The 21,970-nt window shown below is 56.3% G+C and carries 23 protein-coding genes; 7 read left to right on the forward strand and 16 right to left on the reverse strand.

Going from position 1 to position 21,970, the window contains the following annotated elements; all coding sequences use genetic code 11:
- The first annotated feature begins 1 nt into the window (after position 1).
- Both ACLL9E_RS06985 and ACLL9E_RS06990 read left to right on the forward strand, forming a co-directional pair.
- A complete protein-coding gene (locus ACLL9E_RS06985; RefSeq protein ID WP_411291040.1) occupies positions 2-334 on the forward strand; it encodes an integration host factor subunit alpha in 333 nt (110 codons plus the stop codon).
- 6 nt (positions 335-340) lie between these two features.
- Positions 341-697: a MerR family transcriptional regulator gene (locus ACLL9E_RS06990; RefSeq protein ID WP_411291015.1), complete on the forward strand. Its 357-nt coding sequence runs from the start codon at positions 341-343 to the stop codon at positions 695-697.
- A 1-nt stretch (position 698) separates the two neighbouring features.
- On the opposite strand, the gene ACLL9E_RS06995 is transcribed toward ACLL9E_RS06990, so the two are convergent.
- The 3 genes from ACLL9E_RS06995 to ACLL9E_RS07005 are packed head-to-tail and all read right to left on the reverse strand — an operon-like array spanning position 699 to position 4,494.
- A complete protein-coding gene (locus ACLL9E_RS06995; RefSeq protein ID WP_411291016.1) occupies positions 699-1,220 on the reverse strand; it encodes a GNAT family N-acetyltransferase in 522 nt (173 codons plus the stop codon).
- A complete protein-coding gene (locus ACLL9E_RS07000) occupies positions 1,217-1,762 on the reverse strand; it encodes a SixA phosphatase family protein (protein ID WP_411291017.1) in 546 nt (181 codons plus the stop codon). The genes ACLL9E_RS06995 and ACLL9E_RS07000 overlap by 4 nt, the downstream gene beginning before the upstream one ends.
- Complete coding sequence (locus ACLL9E_RS07005) at positions 1,759-4,494, reverse strand: ATP-dependent DNA helicase (protein WP_411291018.1); 2,736 nt, start codon at positions 4,492-4,494, stop codon at positions 1,759-1,761. The genes ACLL9E_RS07000 and ACLL9E_RS07005 overlap by 4 nt, the downstream gene beginning before the upstream one ends.
- A 62-nt stretch (positions 4,495-4,556) precedes the next feature.
- Between ACLL9E_RS07005 and ACLL9E_RS07010 the strand changes: the two genes are divergently transcribed.
- Together ACLL9E_RS07010 and ACLL9E_RS07015 are read left to right on the forward strand one after the other, a co-directional pair.
- Positions 4,557-6,098 carry a lysine--tRNA ligase gene (locus tag ACLL9E_RS07010; RefSeq protein WP_411291041.1) on the forward strand — a complete coding sequence of 514 codons (1,542 nt, stop codon included), beginning with the start codon at positions 4,557-4,559 and terminating at the stop codon, positions 6,096-6,098.
- On the forward strand, positions 6,095-7,063 hold the full coding sequence (locus ACLL9E_RS07015; protein ID WP_411291019.1) for a magnesium and cobalt transport protein CorA: 969 nt from the start codon (positions 6,095-6,097) through the stop codon (positions 7,061-7,063). Before ACLL9E_RS07010 ends, ACLL9E_RS07015 begins: the two co-directional genes overlap by 4 nt.
- On the opposite strand, the gene ACLL9E_RS07020 is transcribed toward ACLL9E_RS07015, so the two are convergent.
- From ACLL9E_RS07020 to ACLL9E_RS07065, 10 genes are all read right to left on the reverse strand, one after another.
- A complete protein-coding gene (locus tag ACLL9E_RS07020) occupies positions 7,041-8,105 on the reverse strand; it encodes a fatty acid desaturase family protein (protein WP_411291020.1) in 1,065 nt (354 codons plus the stop codon). The two genes, ACLL9E_RS07015 and ACLL9E_RS07020, sit on opposite strands and share 23 nt — an antisense overlap.
- A gap of 57 nt (positions 8,106-8,162) precedes the next feature.
- On the reverse strand, positions 8,163-9,050 hold the full coding sequence (locus tag ACLL9E_RS07025) for an alpha/beta hydrolase fold domain-containing protein (RefSeq protein WP_411291021.1): 888 nt from the start codon (positions 9,048-9,050) through the stop codon (positions 8,163-8,165).
- Between the two features lie 94 nt (positions 9,051-9,144).
- Positions 9,145-10,959: a DUF885 domain-containing protein gene (locus tag ACLL9E_RS07030; RefSeq protein ID WP_411291022.1), complete on the reverse strand. Its 1,815-nt coding sequence runs from the start codon at positions 10,957-10,959 to the stop codon at positions 9,145-9,147.
- A gap of 141 nt (positions 10,960-11,100) precedes the next feature.
- The gene (locus ACLL9E_RS07035; RefSeq protein WP_411291023.1) at positions 11,101-11,811 is read right to left on the reverse strand and encodes a prolyl hydroxylase family protein; all 711 of its coding nucleotides are present in this window, start codon (positions 11,809-11,811) and stop codon (positions 11,101-11,103) included.
- A gap of 12 nt (positions 11,812-11,823) precedes the next feature.
- Positions 11,824-13,092, reverse strand: coding sequence for an amidohydrolase family protein (locus ACLL9E_RS07040; RefSeq protein ID WP_411291024.1), 1,269 nt, complete (start codon positions 13,090-13,092; stop codon positions 11,824-11,826).
- Between the two features lie 105 nt (positions 13,093-13,197).
- Entirely contained in the window at positions 13,198-14,214 is a 1,017-nt protein-coding gene (locus ACLL9E_RS07045; protein WP_411291025.1) for an RcnB family protein, read from the reverse strand.
- 122 nt (positions 14,215-14,336) lie between these two features.
- Positions 14,337-15,050: a M15 family metallopeptidase gene (locus ACLL9E_RS07050; RefSeq protein WP_411291026.1), complete on the reverse strand. Its 714-nt coding sequence runs from the start codon at positions 15,048-15,050 to the stop codon at positions 14,337-14,339.
- On the reverse strand, positions 15,026-16,375 hold the full coding sequence (gene accC / locus ACLL9E_RS07055) for an acetyl-CoA carboxylase biotin carboxylase subunit (RefSeq protein ID WP_411291027.1): 1,350 nt from the start codon (positions 16,373-16,375) through the stop codon (positions 15,026-15,028). Before accC ends, ACLL9E_RS07050 begins: the two co-directional genes overlap by 25 nt.
- A 2-nt stretch (positions 16,376-16,377) precedes the next feature.
- Entirely contained in the window at positions 16,378-16,848 is a 471-nt protein-coding gene (accB, locus tag ACLL9E_RS07060) for an acetyl-CoA carboxylase biotin carboxyl carrier protein (RefSeq protein ID WP_411291028.1), read from the reverse strand.
- Between the two features lie 44 nt (positions 16,849-16,892).
- Positions 16,893-17,333, reverse strand: a complete 441-nt coding sequence (locus ACLL9E_RS07065) for a type II 3-dehydroquinate dehydratase (protein ID WP_411291029.1) — start codon at positions 17,331-17,333, stop codon at positions 16,893-16,895.
- An 87-nt stretch (positions 17,334-17,420) separates the two neighbouring features.
- Between ACLL9E_RS07065 and thiS the strand changes: the two genes are divergently transcribed.
- On the forward strand, positions 17,421-18,416 hold the full coding sequence (thiS, locus tag ACLL9E_RS07070; protein WP_411291030.1) for a sulfur carrier protein ThiS: 996 nt from the start codon (positions 17,421-17,423) through the stop codon (positions 18,414-18,416).
- 257 nt (positions 18,417-18,673) lie between these two features.
- Positions 18,674-19,015, forward strand: a complete 342-nt coding sequence (locus ACLL9E_RS07075) for a UrcA family protein (protein WP_411291031.1) — start codon at positions 18,674-18,676, stop codon at positions 19,013-19,015.
- A 48-nt stretch (positions 19,016-19,063) separates the two neighbouring features.
- Here ACLL9E_RS07075 and ACLL9E_RS07080 read toward each other — a convergent pair whose 3' ends face one another.
- A complete protein-coding gene (locus tag ACLL9E_RS07080; protein WP_411291032.1) occupies positions 19,064-19,807 on the reverse strand; it encodes a LytR/AlgR family response regulator transcription factor in 744 nt (247 codons plus the stop codon).
- Positions 19,804-20,931 carry a sensor histidine kinase gene (locus ACLL9E_RS07085; protein ID WP_411291033.1) on the reverse strand — a complete coding sequence of 376 codons (1,128 nt, stop codon included), beginning with the start codon at positions 20,929-20,931 and terminating at the stop codon, positions 19,804-19,806. Before ACLL9E_RS07085 ends, ACLL9E_RS07080 begins: the two co-directional genes overlap by 4 nt.
- Positions 20,932-21,093: 162 nt before the next feature.
- Between ACLL9E_RS07085 and ACLL9E_RS07090 the strand changes: the two genes are divergently transcribed.
- A complete protein-coding gene (locus ACLL9E_RS07090) occupies positions 21,094-21,645 on the forward strand; it encodes a hypothetical protein (RefSeq protein WP_411291034.1) in 552 nt (183 codons plus the stop codon).
- A gap of 10 nt (positions 21,646-21,655) precedes the next feature.
- Here ACLL9E_RS07090 and trmB read toward each other — a convergent pair.
- The coding region (gene trmB, locus ACLL9E_RS07095; RefSeq protein WP_411291035.1) for a tRNA (guanine(46)-N(7))-methyltransferase TrmB at positions 21,656-21,970 on the reverse strand (315 nt) is incomplete at its 5' end.

Below are 21,970 nucleotides of genomic sequence, written 5' to 3' on the forward strand. Positions count from 1 at the left end.
TATCAACAAATCCCATCAGAAGTCGCAGGTCCGGAGACGAAAAATGGCTGATACAGGAACTTTAACGCGTGCCGATTTGGCCGAAATGCTTAACCGTCAAATAGGTTTGTCGCGGGCGGATGCCGCCGCGATGATTGAATCCATACTTGGTCATATGACCGGTGCATTACTCGACGGTGACAATGTCAAAATTTCCGGTTTTGGTACCTTTGTTCTGCGGGACAAGGGACAGCGCATCGGGCGTAACCCAAAAACCGGGGTGGAAGTGCCAATTACACCGCGCAGGGTTCTCACATTCCGTGCCAGCCAAGGCATGCGCCAAAAGGTAAAATAGGACGATATGCTCGAAAAATCGGCTGACGCTTTCCGTACAATTGGGGAAATGGCCGACGCATTGGGCGTGCGCACGCACATCTTGCGATATTGGGAAGAGCAATTTCCCATGTTGAAGCCGCTAACCCGTGCAGGCGGGCGGCGGCTGTATCGTCCGGAAGACGTCGCCCTGCTGCACGTCATTCACCGCTTGCTATACAGCGAAGGCTATACTGTAAAAGGTGCGCGGCGTTTCCTGACCGAGGGCGAACCGAAAGCTGCGCCTGCTGAATTGTCTGCGCCACCGCAGCAGGGCTCCGGTTTCGACAGGCGCGCCCTGCAAGCGGTGCGGGACCGGCTGGCGGCTGCTTTAGCTTCAGCTTAATTCAGCCCATCATCCGGGCGTATACCATGTCGCGGAATGGAATCTGGCCCACCATGAATATGGTTTCGCCGATAGGTACAAATCCTGCGCGTTCGTAAAACGCAACGGCGCGTTCGTTATTTTCATATACTGCCAGTAACAAGCGCTTTGCGCCCCGTTGTTGCGCGCGGATCAGCACTTGATCAAGCAAGGCTTTGCCATTGCCGCCGCCTTGCCAAGGACCAAGCAGGTAAATGCGTTTGAGTTCAACGTCGCCATCTTGTTGCAGGTCGGCATGCGAGGGAGGTGTCAGCATGGCGTAAGCGACCGCCGCCCCAAGCGGTGTTTCGCCCAGGATAATATCAATATCTGGCTTGGCCAGCGCGTCTGCATAATAAGCTACGCTATGTTCGGTCCGCAGATGTTCAACGAGCGGTTGGCCGGGATGGTCAAATGCGAAAGTCGCCATAAAGGTTGCCGCGCCAAGATAGGCTAGAGCTTCTGCGTCGTCTGCGACAGCCTTACGCCAGTTAATCGGTGTCATTCGTCCTCGGGTCCAAGGTCAGGGTCAAGATCGCGCGGACGGATGAAATGCGTAAGCTGGCCCAAACCGCGCTCAAGCTGCGACCAATGGCCCACGCGCAGTTCCATTTGCGCAATGGCTGCCGTAGGATATTTCTCCCACACCGATGCGCGCAACACCGATGTGCCGTCATCCGGGCACAGATCGAGCACAAGGTCCTCCAAGCCGGGGTTATGCCCCACCATCAGCACATTTTTATGTTCATCCGATTGGTCGCGCAGAACATCCATCAATGTCGCTGATGACGCGAGATAGATGCGGCGATCCCAATTCGGATCGACCCGCTGGCCAGTGCCCTTCACGAACTGGTCGATCGTTTCGATTACCCTGACCGCCGGGCTTGCGACCACATGGTCAAACGCCAATCCGGTCCGCTTTACCCACGTGCCCATGGTGACGGCTGCCTTTTCGCCGCGGTTGTTGAGCGGTCGGTCGAAATCGCGCGGGACGCTATCATCCCAACTCGACTTGGCATGGCGAAATAAAGTGAGGGTAAATGTCAAATCGGGTTGCTCTCTTCCAGACGGTCGTCCGTCTCCTGCCGGAATTCTGTGACGGGCGGAAGTCCTGTTTTCACCGAATTGACGGCCTCCTCCAAAGTAACACGGCGGATGGGTGTACCGGGCGGAAATGCAGACAACAGCCGGCTTGGTACAGCCGGTGAGAGCAACACAAAATGCCCCTTGTCCCCTGCGCTGCGGATCAAGCGGCCAAAGGCCTGCGCCATTTTGGCGCGGATGATGCGGTCATCAAAATCGATACCGCCGTTTTTCAACCGGCGCGCGCGGTGCAATATGTCGGGGCGGGGCCAGGGAATTTGCTCCATGATCACCAGCCGCAACGAATGACCCGGAACGTCCACGCCATCGCGCAAGGCATCGGTACCCAGCAGGCTGGCATGCGGATCGTCGCGGAAAATATCGACCAAAGTTCCGGTATCGATCGGGTCTACATGCTGCGCATATAAGGGTAGGCCATCGCGCGCCAGACGGTCGGCGATGCGCGCATAGGTCGACCGCAACCGACGGATCGCTGTGAAAAGGCCAAGCACGCCGCCACCTGATGCGCTGATGAGCGACGCATAAGCGCCAGCGAGTGCCGCAGGATCGCCTTTTTTGATATCCGTCACGATCAAAACTTCGGCCTGCGCGGTATAATCGAACGGACTGATGGCCGAAAAATGCGTAGCGGGCCGGTCAAGATGCACTGCGCCAGTGCGCGCCTCGGCATTTTTCCAGTCGCCGCCGCTGCGCAGCGTCGCCGATGTCGCGAGTACGCCATGGCTTGGCTTAAGCACGATTTCGGCAACCGGCTTCATTGGGTCAAGCCAGCGCCGGTGCATGCCAATGTCCATTTCGCGCCCTTCAAAGCGGTCGATCGCAAGCCAGTCGACAAATTCGGGATCCACGGGGCCGACTGCACGCGCCAGCATCGAAATCCAGGAACGTACGGTATCGATGCGCCAGCTAAGGCTCGCCATGGCCCCCTCTACGCGCGCCCGGGCGCTGCCATCAAGCCAATCGGGCGGATCGGCTACCATCGCCTCCAATCGCTGCCCAAGCACCGTCAGCGGCCTTGCTAGCGCCTCCAGCGCAATCGCTGCATCGGCGGCGGCGTCGACGACCGCAGCATCAGGATCGGCAAGTTCGGTTTCCAGGCCATATCCGCCTTCGGTCGCGTTGGTTTCGTCGCGGGCGAACACCATATTCCGGATAGCCGCGAGCAGGCGTTCCACCGGACCAGATGGCGTACCCTCACTTAGTCTTGCCAGCCAACCCTCGGCTGGCAAGGCTTCGGCGGCCAAGCGCGCCATTTCAATGGCAAGACCACCTTCTTCATCATAAGATGCGACATCCGCGAGCCGTGCCGAAAGCCCACGCCGCCGCCCGCGCGCTTTGCCCTCCGGCCCAATGACCCAGCGGCGCAACTCAATGGTTTCCTGCCCCGTCAGGGCGGCGGCAAACATCGAATCTGCCGCATCAAACAAATGATGGCCTTCATCAAAGATGATCCGGCTTGGCCGGTTTTGCTCGTCGCGGCCGCGCGCTGCGTTGACCATCATCAGCGCGTGATTGGCGATGACGATTTCGGCTTGCACCGACGAACGGGCTGCGCGTTCGATGAAGCATTTTTTGTAATGCGGACATCCGGCGTAAATGCATTCACCGCGCCTGTCGGTGAGTGCGGTCGAGCCATTGCGTCGGAACAATGTAGGAAGCCAACCCGGCAAATCCCCGCCGACCATGTCGCCATCGTGCGAATACGCCGCCCAGCGCGCGACCAGATGCGCAAGGATCGCGGCGCGTCCTGCAAAACCGCCTTGCAGCGCGTCTTCGAGGTTAAGCAGGCACAGATAATTCTCGCGCCCCTTGCGGACGACGACCTTGGACTTGAAGGTTTCATGATCGGGGTAAATACGTTTCGCCTCACGCACCAGCTGCCGCTGGAGCGCCTTGGTGAAAGTAGAGATCCAAACCGTTCCGTCGGCGGCGGTCGCCCATAGGCTTGCTGGCGCGAGATAACCAAGCGTCTTGCCAATCCCAGTTCCTGCCTCCGCCAGCAGCATATGTGGTTCGCCCTTGCGGGTGCGCGGCGCAAAGATGTTTGCGGCGGCTTGCGCAAAGTCACGCTGACCTTGCCGCGTTTCGGCAGAGCCGCCGACCAGCGCCGCCAGACGTTGTTGCACAGCCTCTGCCTGAAGCGTGACGACGCGCGGCGGCGTGCGTGGCGGTGCCTCCTCCCATTCGGGCAAACGGCTGAACAACCAACGTTCGGGACGTTCAGGCTTTTTCAGCTGCGCCAGAACCAGATTGGCCCATGGCCAGCGCAGCCGCATAAGTGCCTGTGCCGAGTCCCACGCGCCCTCACGCTCGGCCCATGATGGATCGACCAACACCGACAGCAATTTGCGTGCGGCCAGTATAAGGAATTGTGGAACATCCTGATCGGTCGTCGGCGCGGTCAGGTCTAATGCCTTGGCCAATCCCTTCGGCGTGGGCACTGCAAACCGCGCTGGGTAAACAAATGCGTAAAGCTCAAGCAGGTCGAGCCCCGACAAGTCCGCATAGCCAAGCCGCTGCGCAACCAAAGGCGCGTTGAGCATGATCATGGGCGTTTCGGCGGCGCGGCCTGCGGCTTCACCCTTACCAATCGTCTGCACTTGCCCGCGGTTGGAGCCCATCCAGATACCGGCATGGCTTGCATGGAGCGCAGGAAAGGCTAGGGGAGTTTCCATTGCCTCTGATAGGCGTGTTTGGAACGAAAGAGCAACAAGTGACTGACCTTCGCGATATAGCAATGGCATCAAAAGCCTGGCCTTATGAAGAGGCGCGGCGTTTGTTGAAACGCTATTCCAATGGCAAAGCCGATGGTCAGGCGATCATTTTTGAATGTGGCTATGGTCCGTCAGGCCTGCCGCATATTGGCACATTTAACGAAGTGTTGCGCACGACCATGGTCCGCAACGCATTCCGGACCTTGTCCGATGTGCCATCGCGGCTCATCGAATTTTCAGACGATATGGACGGCCTGCGCAAAGTGCCCGACAATGTGCCGAACCAGGCGATGCTGGCCGAACATCTCGGTAAACCGCTCTCGCGCATCCCAGACCCGTTCGAAAAGTTCGAAAGCTTCGCTGCGCACAATAATGCGATGCTGCGCGCCTTCCTTGACCAGTTCGGTTTTGAATATGAATTTATCTCGTCTTCGTCGCAATATGAAAGCGGTGCGTTCGATTTTGCGCTGAAAAATGTGCTGCGCAATTATCAGGGTATATTGGACATTATGTTGCCGACCTTGCGCAAGGAGCGCGCGGCAACCTATTCGCCCATCCTGCCGATCAGCGAAAAATCCGGTGTGGTGCTTCAAGTGCCCGTCGAAGTTGTGGATGCCGAAGCTGGTCTTATCCGTTTTGACGACAATGGCGACATGGTCACCCAATCGGTGCTGGGCGGCAAATCCAAGCTTCAGTGGAAAGTCGATTGGGCGATGCGCTGGGTCGCACTTGGCGTTGATTATGAAATGTATGGCAAGGACCTGACCGACAGCGGCGTGCAGTCGGGCAAGATCGCACGCGTGCTTGGCGGTCGTCCGCCCGAAAGCCTGATTTACGAAATGTTCCTTGATGAAAAAGGCGAGAAGATTTCGAAGTCGAAGGGCAATGGCCTCGCGCTTGAAGACTGGCTGAAATATGGCACCGAAAACAGCGTTGCCTTTTACGCCTTTCGCGAGCCTAAAAGTGCAAAGCAACTGCATTTGGGCGTCGTTCCCAAGGCGGTCGACGAATATTTCCAGTTCCGGGCCCAATGGCATGATCAACCAATCGAAAAACGGCTGGGCAACCCGGTTCACCATGTCCACAACGGGCAGGTACCAAGCGGTCAGCCGCCGGTGACCTTTGGGCTTTTGCTGAACCTTGTCGGCGTGATGGGTGCAGGCGCGACCGAAGAGCAGGTCTGGGCCTATCTTGGCAATTACGCCGAAAATGTCTCGGCCGAAAATGCACCTGAGCTTGCCGAGCTTATTCCGATAGCGCTTGCCTATAACCGGGATTTTGTTGCGCCAACTTTGCAGAAGCGCAAGCCCGTCGGCGTCGAGGTGGCCGCGTTGCAGACGCTCGATGCACGGCTTGCTGAACTGCCTGCTGATGCAACCGCTGAAGATATCCAGAATATCGTTTACGAGATCGGCAAAGAGGGCGGATTTGAAAACCTGCGCGATTGGTTCAAGGCCTTGTACGAGACTCTGCTCGGGTCGAGCGCTGGCCCGCGTATGGGCAGCTTCATTCAGCTTTACGGCCTTTCAAACAGCCGCAAATTGATTGCAGAGGCGCTTGCGTGACAACTGTCGCCGCGCGCCTGTACCATGATGGGAAGGTCGCGGACGAAATCGACCTTGATAAGCCGATACCGCATATCACGCGTCCCGAGGATTTTATCTGGATCGGTCTGCATGAGCCCGATGACGGCATGCTGAAACGCGTTCAGGATCATTTCGGCCTCCATCCGCTTGCGGTCGAAGACGCGCTCGATCCGAGGCACTTGCCAAAGGTCGATGTATATGGCGATCATCTGTTTCTGGTGATCCGAACGCCGCAGCTGATTCATGATAAGATTGTTTACGGTAACACAGCGATCTTCATGGGGCGGCAATTCATTATCACAGTACGGCATGGGTCGGAACGATCGCACAGCCCCGTCCGGTCACAGCTTGAAGCAACCCCCTGGTTGTTGAAGCAAGGTGCCGATTATGTTTTGCATGCGATTTTGGACTTCATTGTCGACGGCTACAGCGATCTGGTCGATGTGATGGAGGAAAAGGTGCTCGCAATGGAAGAGCAGGCCATCGCAAATTTCCTGCGCACGACGGAAACCGCCCGCATTTTCATGTTGCGCCGTGAACTGTTCCGTTGGCAGCGCATCTTGGGCCCGACCGAAGATTTGATCAGCCGGATCATCAATCTTGAGTTACCGCAGGTTGATGCGAACATCTACCCCTATATGCGCGACCTCCTCGATCATGTCCGCCGGTTGGTCTATCGCGTTGAAGGCCTTCGCGACACGTTGACCTCAGTCATCGAAACCAGCGGATTGTTGGAGCAGCAAAGGCAGGGAGCGATAACGCGCCAACTGGCTGCTTGGGCGGCGATCCTAGCGGTGCCGACCGCGATAGCGGGAATTTACGGCATGAATTTTGAACATATGCCCGAGCTTGATTGGGAATATGGCTATTTCCTAATCGTCGGCGTCATGGCAACCATCTGCCTGACGCTATATTTCAAATTCAAACGTTCAGGCTGGCTGTAGGGACAGCCGATGCCTGTGAAAGGACATCGCGGTAATTCGGCGATACCGTCATGCGCGGATAATAGCCGCCGGTTCCAAGCAATCGGTGCGTAGCCGCCAGATTGTAGCAGGGCACGCCCATGAACAGATGATGTTCGCTGTGATAATTGACCCAATAAGGCGCCAATGTCATGCGCGCGAAGACGCCGGCATAGGTGGTTCGGGCGTGGGTGAATGGATCGCCGCCTCCGGTGGGCGTGCAGGCATGTTCAGCGATGTTGCGAATGCGCAAGAACAGCTGAAAGGTCGTGGCAAGCGCGGCGAGCCAAAGTATGTAAGGTGTTACGCCCCAAAAAAGCAAAGACAGCGTCAGCAAAATCACCTGAACGCATAGGAACCGCCCGACCGTGCGCGCTGTCGTCTTTGCGCCTTCAATGTTTGCGACGGGCGCATCAAGGCCGCTTCGGCTTTGCAGGTTGAGCGCCCGGCCAGCATTTGTATCTGGCTGGCCATCGCTGCGTTCGCGGCTGAGCATTGCCTCTGCACCGCGCCATGCAACCGCGAACTGCGACCGCCGTTGCTTGAAAAATGTCTGCCCGGTTAGATCACGGATAAACTTGCGGCGCAGGCTATCGCGGCTGGTGGGGAAGGGGGCCGACAGGGACAGGTCGGGGTCTTCGGGTTGCTGCGTGAACTTATGGTGGGTGAGGTGATAGGCGCGATAGGCGTACAGGTCGCTACCCGTAGCGGCACCAGTTGGCCATTGTCCAAGCCAGTTGTTGGTTTTGCGGTCGGGGTGCAACAGGCCATGGGCACCATCGTGCATCAGGATTGAGAGCCCCAATTGCCGTCCACCCAATATGGCGAGCACCAACGGCATTGCCAACAGTCCGGCGAGCCAGTGATAGTTGAACGCGGCAGCCCCGCCAAAAGCGGCGAGTGCAACGACCAACCATGCGTGGAGCACGAGCCAGATGCCGCGCCGGCGCGAAATTGTGGTAATCGCGCGCCAATCCTCGGTAGCGAAAACTTCGCGTGGGTTGGCTGCCTTTACCGCCGGCATGATGCGTTACCGTTCATCGCTAGACAATAGCGCGTCGTGCCGACCTGCGCAAATGCGCTACGTCACGGCCTTCGTGACAAAGTCAGCCATCTTTGCTTGCGCCGTGCGCGACTCGCTGAAGCTGAAAATCGGCCAGTCGTGCATCATGCCCGAAAGCTCGATCACTTGCGCCGACGGCAGTTTGGATTTCAAGGCCCTTGAGTCCGTGAACAAAATATCGTCTCCGCCAGCAAAGGCCAAAATCGGCGGCAGGCCATCCCAGTTACCGAATATCGGGCTACACCTCGAGTCGTCGCGCGGCAGGTCACCTGCGTATAATGTGCCGCCTTCGGAAATGCCGCTGATCGTCAATATTCCGTCGCGTGGTTCGGTCTTCAGTTGGTCGGGATGTGCCGGGTCCAAGTTCAGCCATGGGCAAATGAGCAGTAGGCCAGCGGGTAAGGGACCACCGGAATCGCGCGCGATTTGTGCCAGCGCGGCGGTCAATCCGCCACCTGCTGAGTCCCCGCCCATGACGAACGGCGCAGAGCCGATCTCCGCGCGATAGGTTGCATAATAGGCGCTGGCCCAAGCGGTAATATGTTCGGCTGTATTTTCGGGAGCAAGCGGATAAAGTGGCGCGGTTATCGACCAGCCATATACCGACGCCATATGCGACAGAAACTTCCAGTGGATGTCTGTCGCCGGATAGACATAGCCGCCACCATGCCAGAACAGCACGTGTGTGCTCGGGCTTCGGTCCTTTGGCGCGATGCGCCAAACAGGGCGGCCCTGAAATTCGCTTTGCCGCAGGTCAAGGTCGGACTTGGCAGCAGGCTCGGGCAACGGCGCGGCGCGGACTTTGGCAATGTTCTTTTGAAACTGCGGCCCGCCTGTAAACATCCGGCGATAATAGCCGGTGGTCCGCAGAACAAATCCAGCAAGGCTGGCGGCAAAACTTGGCATGAAATATTCCCCCTGCTTAGGGGGCTATATCAACGTGCAGATCCAATCAAGTTGTTCGCTTCCCGCCAAGGTCACTTGCCGGGAAGCGCTCGGATTACTTTGACGCTGCGATCCATGCGTCGATTTTTTGTTCCAATATTGTGAGTGGCAAGGCACCGGTGTTTAAAACCTGATTGTGGAATTCGCGCACGTCGAATTTTTTGCCCAATTCCTTCTTGGCCTTGTCTTTTAGGCGCATGATTGTGAGCGCACCAATTTTGTAAGCCAATGCTTGCGACGGAATGGCGATGTAACGTTCAACCTCGGCGGTCGCGTCAGTCTTGCCCATATCGCTGTTTGCGAGCATATAGTCGATGGCCTGCTCGCGGGTCCATTGCTTGCTGTGGATGCCGGTATCGACGACCAGACGCATCGCGCGCAGCATTTCGTCCGAAAGCGTCCCGAACCGCTGATATGGATCCTTGAACAGACCCATCTCGTAGCCAAGCGTTTCAGAATATAGCGCCCATCCCTCGACATAAGCGGTGTTCCCGCCAAAGCGCATGAACGCGGGCAGCTTTTCATTTTCCTGCGCGATGCTGATCTGGAAATGGTGCCCCGGTGCACCTTCGTGCAGATAGAGTGTAGTCATGCCGGGCGTAGTCCGGCTTGGCAGATCATAGGCGTTGAAATAGAATGTGCCGGGCCGCGAACCGTCGGGCGTACCTTGCTGGTAGCTGCCGCCCGCTTCATATTTTTCGCGGAACTCTTCATAAGGCTTGATCTCGAGCGGCGCTTTGGGAAGATATTTGAACTGCGTCGAAATAGTCGCGTCGACCTTTTTGCCGATATCATAATAGCCTTGCGTCAATGCCGCGCGGCTTGTTGGCTTCAACTTTGGATCAGTGCGCAGATGTTCGAAAAATTCGGGCAAGGTGCCTTTGAACCCGACTTCTTTCTTGATTGCCTCCATACCCGATTTGATCCGCGCCACTTCGGACAGGCCAAGATTATGGATGTCATCCGCCTTCAGCGGCAAAGTCGTCGTTTGCTCAATAAGATATTGATACAAAACTTCGCCGCCCTTCATTGACGACAATCCAACCTGTTCGCGCGCCAATGGCAAATAGCTGTCGCGCAAAAAGTCGCGTAAACGCGCGTTCACAGGGTAAAGGCCATTTTCGATGATGTCGCGATACTCAGCGGTCAGGCGCGCTTTGTCCGCGTCGCTAAATCCTTCTGGAAACTTCTGGACCGGTCCATAATATGGTGACTCCTCGGTCTTCTGCGCCAGTTGCGTATTGAGCTGATCAACAACGTTGGCGATGGTCATCTTCGTTTCAAAGACGCCGGATGCCATGCCCTGACGGAACCGGTCAATCGATCGGTCCATCAACAATATGAACTCCTTGTGCCGCTTCAGGTTGTTGTCGTAATCCTCAACCGTTTTGAATGGCGCTGCACCCTGACCGCTGGCGAAGGTAGGGTAGAACGTGTGGTAACCGAAAAAATGGTTCAGTGGGCGGACCACATTAAGGTCCATGATTTCCTTCGAATAGCCTTTTAACGCCTCGGTCTGATTCAGCTTGAACACATCATAAGCGATCTTGTCGGTTGCATTCAGTCTGTCACGGTCGATGGTCTTTAGATTCTCCAGATTCGCCTCAGTCGCGCGACGCTCATTTGCGAAATATTCGTCCGTGATCATATCGCCGAAATGGTCGGCATAACGCATGTCGCCACGGAAAAGGGCATTCAAAGGGTTGCGCTTTAAACTTGCCTCGTCGTCGGCGGCAAATAAGCCGGCAAGGCGCTGGCTTTCAGTCGCTGCAGGCTGCGCCGCTACTGTCTGGGCAACTGCCGCCACCGTGGCAAATGGCGAAAGTAAGGCAGCACTTGCGAGCAGAAGGAGTTGGGGTCTTATGGTCATGGGAAAGTCTCCGGAATTATTTCAGCCACGTCCATTTGATGGGGGTGGCAGTTCGCGCCTGCCGTCTGCGTTAGGACAGCAAGGCACAAGATGATTTCGACAGACGACAGTCAGCGCGTCGCAGGCGATTCATTCAATCTTTCAGGACGGCTTTGCGGTGTTGATTTCGAGCCAGTCATTTTGGCGGTACCATTTGGTGATGACATGTTTGGTGCCACGAATGACTGGCGTGCCCGAGTGCAGGGTTTTGTAATTTAGCGTCCCGTCCGGATTTACGTTATTCCAGATGAGCATCATTCCGGCCTGCGGACGCACCCCGAGGCCAAGATGCGGGAATTCGGTCGCGCCACCTTCTTCGGGTTCATTCAGGAAGATCATCGCGGTCCAGCTGCGCTGGCCTCCCGCCGGGCCTTCTTGAAGCCAATAGCTTTGGCTTGGATGAAAAAAGTCGTGATGCGCCTTAAATTCCTGCCCCACTTGATAGCGTTGTCCCTGCATCGTTTCGGCATAATCATTGTCGATGCCCAAAACGTCGCTCATCCGCGCTTCCACTTTTGCGATGAACGCGTCCCAGCGGTTAAGATGGCAGCTGAAACTGGTACGGAAGCCCTCTTGTTCGGTACCCTTGTACAAGGTCGAGGGCACCGCATCAGCATCGATCTTTTTGATCAACGTCTTGCAGTCCGCTGTTCCAAGAAAGCCCTGATACAGATAAAGTTGTGCATCGGGATGCTCAACTTGCTGCACGAGCGGATTGGCATCCAATCGTTTTGTGACATGCGTTCCAATCCGCGCGAGCTTCGCCGGGTCATTATTGGGGTCAAATTCTTTGGCGGGCGTATCTGCTTGCATGAGGTCACCGAATCAAGGAACGATTCGTCCTCTTACCATGACCCATTCAGCTTTTTCGAGGGTACGAATGTTGGTTAGCGGATTTTCATTTACCGCAACCAAATCAGCCGAATAGCCAACCGCAATTCGTCCGATTTCGTTTTCCATGCCCAATGTTTTAGCTGCGACCGTGGTGGCGCTCGCGAGCGCTTCTGTCGGCGTCATCCCTGCCTTTACCAGCAGTGCAAATTCGCCACCGTTGCTGCCATGTTCAAATACGCCTGCGTCGGTGCCAAAGGCGACCGTCACGCCCATCGCCTTGGCAAGCTTGACCTGACGACCTGCAAACTCAAGCGCCTGCTTTGCCTTCACCTCAACCGTTGGCGTATAGATGCCCTTGCCAAGCCGCGCCCGCACGCCTTCAAGCGCCATTAGCGTGGGTACCAGTACAGTGCCTTTGGCCTTCATCACCTTAAGCGCCGCTTCATCTGCAAAGGTACCGTGTTCGATCGAATCGATGCCAGCTGCCGATGCGGCCTCGATACCCCGAGCGCCATGGGCGTGTGCCATAACCTTCAACCCAAGCGAGTGCGCCGTATTGGTAATCGAGACCATTTCTTCATTGGAAAAATGTGCCTCCAGCCCACGTCCCTGTTGCGACAACACGCCGCCAGTCGCGGTAATCTTGATCACGTCCGCGCCAGCCCGCGCAGATTTGCGCACCTTTTGCGCGCACTCAACGGGGCCAGTGCATGTATAGCCGGTTTCGAGCGCAGTAAGCACATCTGTGCGAAAACCCGTAACATCACCATGTCCACCGACAATCGAGAGCGCTGGCCCAGCGGCAATAATCCGTGGTCCAAGGATGCGACCTTCGGCCGTTCCACGGCGCAGGACGAAACCGGTATTCTGCGCCGACCCCGCCTCACGCACGGTGGTAAATCCAGCCTTTACCGTCAGTGCCGCGTTTTTGACGCCCATGACAACGCCCCATTCGTCGGGATTAACCGCTTCGTCGCGGAAATCGTCGCCAGGGTCGCCTGTCAAATGCACGTGAAGATCAATCAGGCCCGGAACCATCGTCTTGGTTGAAAGGTCGACAACCATATCGGCCTCAAACTTTTTCGCTGTCCCCTGAATGATTTCTTTAATCCGTCCATCCTCGACAATGATAACCGCAGGGCCAGTTGGGCCAGTAGCCGCATCAGGGATGAGATTGCCTACCACAATGGCTTGTGTGGCAGCGGACACAGGTGCGGATATCAGAGCAGCAGCGCCTGCGAGTAATATGTAACGGAACATCAAAAATCTCTCCCATGTTTATTGCGGGGAGAGTGGTCAGCAATTGTCCATGTTACAAGCAAAAAAGCCCGGACACGAAATGCCCGGGCTTTTTACTTTAGTCGGTCACCAGAAGAAGTCGCGAATGACGTCAACAACACGTCCGTTGCGCAAATCTACCAGCAAGACATCGTCATAATATCGCACCCAACGATAGGGACCGTAGGCGGCGGGTAGGCGGTACTGCCACGGGTCATTAATCCAGTAACGCGATCCATAATAGCCCGAGCCTAACGAAAAGCCGATGGAAATGCGGCTATAGTTATGACCACGATAGGGCGAATAATAACGACCGGGGCGGTAATAGTTGCTGTAGCGTTGACGGTGGCCACGCCAGTCGTAGCGACTGTCGTTCCGCCAGTTGTTCGTCCAACGTCCAGACTGTGTGCGGTCGAGCCTATCGTCATTGTTACGATCAACGCGGCGGTCTAGCTGACCATTCTGGTTCCGGTCGTAACGGCGGTCGATACGTTCATCGTCGTTCCGGTCAAATCGGCGATCAAGGCGTCCGTCACGGTTGCGATCCCAGTTGCGGTCAAGATTGCCATCGCGGTTTTGGTCCCAACGGCGGTCGAGATTGCCGTCACGGTTTCGGTCGTAATAACGGCCGTCCTGGCTCGCGTCACGACGCTCAGTCCGCACCGCATCGCGGTTGCGATCGATAGTGCGACCATCTCGGCCCGCTTCACGACGTTCCGCACGGACGTCAGCGCGTTGCCTGTCCACGCGGACAGCTTCGGGCTGGGGTTCGACGCGGACGACATCACGTTGTCGTTCGATCCGCACATTATCGCGTTGGCGTTCGGCACGCGGTGCCTCGGGCGGCGGCACATAGGCTGGCGCTTCGTCCACACGGGCAGCGCGATTTTGCTGACGCTCGGCGCGGCGCTCTGCGCGTTCCTCAGGTGTCCGGTTGGCGCGTGCCTCTTGACGCTCAGCACGTCGGTCTTCGTTTTGGAAACCGGCATTGTCTGAAACGAGCGAACGCGCGTTCGATAATCTTGGAGCAATGTCGGCTGCATATGCCGTCATGGGTGACAGCGCGGTGGCGGTAACCAATGTCATCAGGATAAACTTTTTCATGGCAGGTCCCCATGGCAGAGGCACCATGCTTCTGCGTTACACCCTGTCTGGACCGGTTCTGCTGAAGCGAAGCTGAACTGCTTATACATGTTCATGAAAGAATGTGTTTTGATGAACGGGCATCATTGGATCGCATGGAAAGGAATGTCCATCACTGGAAACGCTTCCCACCCCTTAAAATCAAAATGCCACCATTCGTTTGATAGACCAACAAAACCGACAGCTTCCAGATAGCTTGCCAAGCGTGCGCGGTTGGCGATGGCTGCTGGCGACGCCCCCATGTAATCCCGATGCGCTTTTTCCGAAAAGTCATCAAATTCGCTCGGCATTTCGACAAGCGCGCCAGTCCGTAAATCATGCAAGGTCAGATCCACCGCGCAACCACGATTATGCTTGGAGCCGTTTTTGGGGTTTGCCACATATTCCTTTTTCGGACCAACGGGCGTTGCATCCCATAATTTCTTGGTGATGCGCCATGGGCGATAGGCATCGTAAATCGTGAGGCCAAGCCCGTCTGCCTGAGCAGCCTTGCTCGCGCGGGCAACCGCCTGTGCTGCTGGCGCCGCCAAAAACGCGCGCGCCTCATCATATAAAACGCGGCCAGTGAAATTGTTCGCGGTCGCATAACGCATGTCGAGCTTGATTGCGGGATCAAGCGTGACAAGTTCGACCAGTCGTTTGGGATCATCACGCTTAAGACTAGCGGCTGCGTTAGCTGGAATGAACGGCACATTGCTGTCGGGACCAACAGGCGCACAGCCCAAGAGCGGCAGCGCTGCCAGCCCGAACGCCACCTCACGGCGTGAAAGGACTATTCCGCGTCCTTCGCCAGCCATTCTTCAAGCCATTTGATGGTGTAATTGCCGTTCTGGAAATCGGGTTCCTCCAACAGACGCTGATGTAGCGGAATGGTGGTCTTCATTCCTTCAATGACGAATTCCCCAAGCGCACGGCGCAGACGCATAAGGCAACCTTCGCGGGTCTGTCCATAGACGATCAGCTTGGCAATCATGCTGTCATAATAAGGCGGGACCTTATAGCCGTGATAGAGGCCACTATCGACGCGCACATAAAGGCCGCCGGGTGGGTGATACCAGGTCACCGTTCCGGGCGATGGCATGAATGTGCGCGGGTCTTCGGCATTGATGCGGCATTCAACGGCATGTCCGGTAAAGGTCACGTCTTCTTGCGTGAACGAAAGCGGCTTGCCTTCTGCCACGCGGATCTGTTCGCGCACCAAATCAATGCCGGTGATCATTTCGGTGACGGGATGTTCGACCTGAAGCCGCGTGTTCATTTCGATGAAATAGAACTCGCCATTTTCCCACAGAAATTCGATGGTGCCTGCACCGCGATAGCCCATATCGGCCATCGCCTTGGCGCAGATGGTTCCCATGCGATCGCGCTCTGCGGTGGCTAGGACGGGCGAAGGCGCCTCTTCCAGAACCTTTTGATGGCGGCGTTGTAATGAACAATCGCGCTCGCCCAAATGCACAGCTTGGCCATTGCCATCGCCAAAAATCTGGAACTCAATATGCCGCGGGTTGCCGAGATATTTTTCGAGATAGACCGTCGCGTCGCCAAACGCCGCCTTGGCTTCGGAGCCGGCTTGCTGCATCTGGCTCTCAAGCTCTTCTTCGCTGTTCACGACTTTCATGCCGCGACCGCCACCGCCGGAGGCCGCCTTGATGATGACCGGATAGCCGATTTCGCGCGCGATCGCTTTGGCCTCGTCCACATCTTCGATTGCGCCGTCGGACCCGGGCACAAGCGGCAGACCCAATGCGCCCGCCGAGCGTTTGGCCTCAACCTTGTCGCCCATCGTGCGGATATGCTCGGGCTTGGGGCCAATCCATTTAATATTATGGCTCTCGACGATTTCGGCGAACTGCGCATTTTCCGACAGGAAACCATAGCCAGGGTGGATCGCATCGGCATGGCTGATTTCGGCTGCCGAAATAATCGCCGGAATATTCAGATAACTGTCGGTGGCAGAGGGCGGCCCAATGCAGATCGCTTCATCCGCCAGACGGACATGCATCGCGTCCGCATCTGCGGTTGAATGAACCGCAACCGTCTTGATCCCCATTTCGTGCGCCGCGCGGTGGATGCGCAACGCTATCTCGCCGCGGTTGGCGATAAGGATTTTCTCAATGGCCATGTTTACGCAATCACCAACAAGGGCTGGTCAAACTCCACCGGCTGGCCGCTTTCGACGTAAATTTCGGTGACCGTCCCTGAAGTCGCCGCAACGATCGGGTTCATAACTTTCATCGCCTCGATGATGAGGACAGTGTCACCTGCCTTCACTGTCTGGCCAATGCTCACAAACGGCGCGGCATCAGGCTCTGGCGTCAGATAGGCCGTGCCGACCATAGGAGACTTCATCGCGTTGGCGGATATTGCGGGCGCGCTTGGTGTAGCAGCGGCAGCCGGAGCAGCCGTTTGTGCCGCAACGGGCGCAGCCGCCACCGGCGCGGCAATTGCAGTCATGGTCCGTGACACGCGAATTTTGCGGTCGCCATCCTCAACCGCAATCTCGCTGAGCCCTGTGTCGTTCAACATGGCGGCCAGTTCGCGGACGAGGTCCGTATCCACCTGCATGCTGCCATTCGTTCCTGTCTTAGCCGCCATTTAAAACTCCTTGCCCCCTTGAAATCGATTTTCAGCGTCTATTGTCAAAGTTGCAACGCCGCGTCCAGCGCCAGTTCGTACGACTTCGCGCCATGACCTGCAAATACTGCCTTAGCCGCCATGCCGACATAGCTCATATGCCGGAAAGGTTCGCGGCTTTGTGGGTCGGACAAATGCACTTCGAATACGGGTACGTTGATCGCCTTGATTGCGTCCAGAATCGCGATTGAACTATGTGTGAAGCCAGCGGCGTTCAACAACACGGCCTTCGCGCCGACCGCTTGTGCCTCTTGCAGCCAGTCGATGAGGTGACCTTCATGATTTGACTGGCGAAAGTCTATTACTGCCCCCGACGCACGCGCACGGTCGTCTAACCGTCCAGCGATGTCATCAAGCGTGTCGGTTCCGTATATTTCGGGTTCTCTTGTGCCGAGCAAATTGAGATTTGGTCCATTGAGAACAAAGATAGTTGGCTGGTCAGCCAAATGACGTCCCCCGATTATGTCAAAGCAGCGGTTGCGCCCTGCGTTCCTGAAGCACTATATGCGCCTCAATGAAAATAGCGAGATGAAATGACCTCTTCCCTTTCCCCCGATTCTATCTCCCTGACGCTCAATGGTGAGCTGCGCCGATTTCGCAGCCAAGCCACTGTCGCTGATCTGGTCCGCGATATCGGCCTTGATCCGGCCAAGGTCGCGGTCGAACGTAATCTGGAGATTGTTACCCGTTCGACATTGGAGGACGTTGTTCTTGCTGACGGCGACATGCTGGAGATTGTCCATTTCGTAGGTGGCGGGCAGGATGACGGTTGGTCCGTAGCTGGTCGCCATTTCAATTCGCGGCTGATTGTCGGAACTGGCAAGTATAAGGATTTCGAACAGAATGCCGCTGCATTGGTGGCGTCGGGGGCCGAAATCATCACCGTGGCTGTGCGGCGGGTAAATGTATCCGACCCCAATGCACCGATGCTGACCGATTTCATTGACCCCAAGAAATATACGTATCTCCCGAATACTGCAGGATGTTTCACTGCCGATGACGCGATACGGACATTGCGTCTGGCGCGTGAGGCTGGCGGCTGGGATCTTGTGAAGCTTGAAGTGCTGGGTGAAGCCAAAACGCTGTATCCCGACATGCGCGAAACGTTGAAGGCGACCGAGGTTTTGGCGAAAGAAGGCTTTTTGCCGATGGTGTATTGCGTCGATGATCCCATTGCCGCCAAGCAATTGGAAGATGCAGGTGCGGTTGCCGTCATGCCGCTTGGCGCGCCGATTGGTTCGGGGCTTGGTATCCAAAACCGCGTCACCATCCGTTTAATTGTTGAGGGCGCAAAGGTGCCGGTTCTGGTGGACGCTGGCGTTGGTACTGCCTCCGACGCTGCTGTGGCTATGGAACTGGGATGCGACGGCGTGTTGATGAATACGGCGATTGCCGAGGCGAAGAACCCCATCGCAATGGCAACTGCGATGAAGCTCGCTGTCGAGTCGGGCCGAATGGCCTATCTGGCTGGCCGCATGGGCCGGCGGATGTATGCAGACCCCTCAAGCCCGCTTGCCGGTCTTATTTAACCCCCATTCCATAGACGAAAGTAGGATTTTGGTCGTTCGTCGACCAAGTTGACATGTTGGCCATGACGCTGGTCGAACAGTCGATTGTCTTTGCGCTTAATCGAAACTGTCATGCGCGAGCAACACAGTCGGGGTAAATGTCATCTCGCAGGCCGGGCTCTCTTCATGCTCCCCAGCTTCGGATGTCGGTCCGCCTGCAACCCTCTCCCCCCTTTGGCTGACTGCCTAACGCAGCGGCCATTTGAAAGGTATTAGTTATGGCTACCCCTAAGCTCATTCTATTGTCATTAACTGTTGCGTCTTCACTCCTTGCGACCGCTCCGGCGATGGCAGACACAAAAACAAAACAAGTGCGTCACGCCGACCTCGATCTTTCATCGCCTGCCGGACGTGACCGTCTCCAAATGCGGATCAAGCAGGCTGTAAAGCAGGTTTGCGGTTCACCTCGCGCGTTCACGATAGAAGAACGGCAGGATAAACGTTCGTGTGAACAGGACGCATTCAAACGGGCCGTTCCAGAAGGCGAACGGATCATTGCCGCTTTTATGGAAAAGCGTCGCCTCGCATTTGATGGTTCGGCACGCGCCAGCACCAACTGAGACATTACTCAAAATCATGCGAAACTCCGGCAGCTTCTGCCGGAGTTTTTATTTGCCCGCCAGGCGTTTAACGTCAGCCAAATATTTCCGGCCGATCCGCATCGAGTGGTCTTCGCCCAACAAGGCGTGCCAGACGCCGCCGCCTTCATGGCGCAGGCCAGAGATGAGGTCCCTGCGCACGATGTGGCTGCGGTGAATGCGCTGAAACTGTTCGGGGTCGAGCCTCTGTTCAAGCGTTGAAATCGTCTGGTGCAGCAAATAGCTTCGCCCTGCAGTATGCAGACGCATATAATCGCGTTCGGCTTCGATCCGTTCAATGTCGATTGCGGCAATGCGGATGAGTTCAGCGCGATGCGACACCCAAAATTCATGGGCGTATCTGCTATCCGTTTTTGTCGTTGGCGACAGCGGTTTATGTTCGGCATCATGCGTTCCGCACGCTCTTGTAATCGCTCGGCCAAGTCGCTCGCTTGAAACGGGTTTCAACACATAGTCAACGACGTCGAGGTCAAAGGCCTCCACGGCAAAATTGTCATAGGCCGTGATAAGAATGATTGCGGGCTTTTTGCTCATCAGGCCCAAGGCGCGGGCAGCATTGATACCGTCCATCTTTGGCATGCCGATATCCAGGAATATCAGGTCTGGTGTTAACTGTTGGGCAATGCGCAACGCTTCTACGCCGTCATTTGCCGTCCCCACGATTTCGATGACAGGATGGTCACTGCTTAATATTTCAAGGCGTTCGACCGCCAAGGGTTCGTCATCGACGATCAACGTGCGCAGCCGCTTCATGCAGTGATCCGATGGCTTAAAGGCAAATACAGCATGGCAATAAAGCCTCCATTTTTTAATATTTGCGTATCAAGTCGCGCTGCCGACCGATAGCGCGCCTCCAGTCGGTCGCGGACGTTGGCCAGACCGATGCCGTTTCCACCAACATGATCAAGATCCATTATTTCGCCATCATCAATGACGCTCAAGACAAGAACATTGCCGTCGCGTTTTGCGCTAATGTTAATTTCTACCGGCCGGACGGCGCGCGATACGCCATATTTAATGGCATTTTCGACCAACGGCTGAAGGATCAAAGCCGGCACATGCTGGCCCAACAATTCGTCCGGGATATTGATGCTGACGCGCAGCCGCTTGGGATAACGCACGCTTTCAATTTCGAGATAAAGCCGTTGAAGCTCAACCTCTTCTTCAAGCGTGACGTCTTCCAGCGGATCGGACGACAGGCTCGTCCGGTAAAAATTGGACAGGTTCTGGATCATCGTTTCCGCCTCTTTGGGCTTTCCGGTCATCACAAGGCTTGAGAGCGAATTGAGCGTGTTGAACAGGAAATGCGGATTGACCTGATAACGCAGCGACCGCAATTCGGCGTCCTGCGCCGCTTGGGCAAAACGTGATGTTTTGCGCTCTGCCTCGCGGACTTCGCGCGCATAGCCAATGGCGACGTAAAGCGAACTCCATGCGATCAGGAAGAAATAGTGCGTCACCGAAATGTCGGCAATTTCCTGCCAAAAAGACAGGCCCAATTGCGCCTTTAAATCTTCAATCGTGCGCCCGACGCTCGGGTCTTTGAACAGGCTGATCGGATCGTAAAGGTTGAAGATATAGAAATTGGCCGAGGCAAGGATCATCGCACACGGGATCGCGCCAATGAATGCTGCACTCACGCGAAAGCCAAGCGACCGGCGGTCTGCCATGCGCAAGCCAACATACAGGATCCATGTCACAAGAACCCCCACCAACGCCACCATCAGCCGACGTTCGAACAACACGGCCTGCGCAGGAAAATCCAGTAACGCGGCGCGCAACGACAGTATCAACGCGTAAAAGGCCCAAAAGCCGACGATTGTGAGCAATGCCATCTGGTGGCCAATGAGCGCACTGCGGGGCGAGAGCTTTTCCATATCTTTCCATAGCGGAATTTTAGCAAGTTGCACTATCTGCACGGTTTCTCGTCGAATGCATCGCCAATTTCGTCGAATGTTTTTCTACTGTATCTGCTGTTAATCCTTCGCTAACCATGTCGGGCCGATGATGGCAGTCTGTGGTAACAGGGGGATGATACCATGACGAAAACTACTCATGACGGCCCTGGCTTTTTGACTTTGGGCGAAATTAAGGAATTTGCCGGGTTCAGTGCAGCCACGCAGCGTTACATTCGGCGGTCGTTGGATGTAGCGTTCGACCGCAAGGACGCTGTTGCGGTCTGGTCGCGTGATGCGGTTGAGATGGCGTCGATCGACGCACAGCATCAGTTCTACGACCGGTTGCCCGATATCCGGGCGTCCATCCCTGATTCAAGTGTCCTGAAAGATGCCGAGCCTTTCTTGGCGCAACTGGTGACGGTTTCCGCCTTCGATCTGGGGCAGGGACGTCTCGATTGCTTCGCGGCCTATCGGTTTTTGTACGAACGCCTCATTGGCGCTGATGCGCGGCCATGGTTGCCAGCGGCATTCTGCGCGGCGGCATCCATGCCGCATCTGCCGCCCAGCAAGCGCAAGATATTGCTACAGTCAATCAGCGAAGCTGCGGCCACCGCAACGGGATGGTCAAAGCGCCAGCCAAGTTTCTACCCCGAATGGGTGGATAAGGTCGACGCCGACAGCCGCGCGTATTGAGCGCCTGCGATTAGGGGATTTTGCGCTGATAGCGGAAATACCAGACTTCATGTCCTGACCGACGTGCCTTTGCCTCGTACCGGGTTTCGGGCCAGCCGCCGGGTCGGTTCTGGAAATCTGAGGCTGCGTTGCAGGCCCAATCAAACTGGTCCCTGTGCCGTTGCATGATCATCAGCGCGTGGCGGACATAAACGGGATGGTCGGTGCCAAACCTGAATTCGCCGCCGGGTTTAAGCTTTGCCGCAATCAGGTCGACGGGACCATCATTCATCATCCGGCGTTTTACATGCCGTGCCTTTGGCCAAGGGTCGGGATGAAGCAAATA

The sequence above is a fragment of the Sphingorhabdus sp. genome (genome assembly GCF_046596595.1).
Classification (GTDB): domain Bacteria; phylum Pseudomonadota; class Alphaproteobacteria; order Sphingomonadales; family Sphingomonadaceae; genus Sphingorhabdus_B.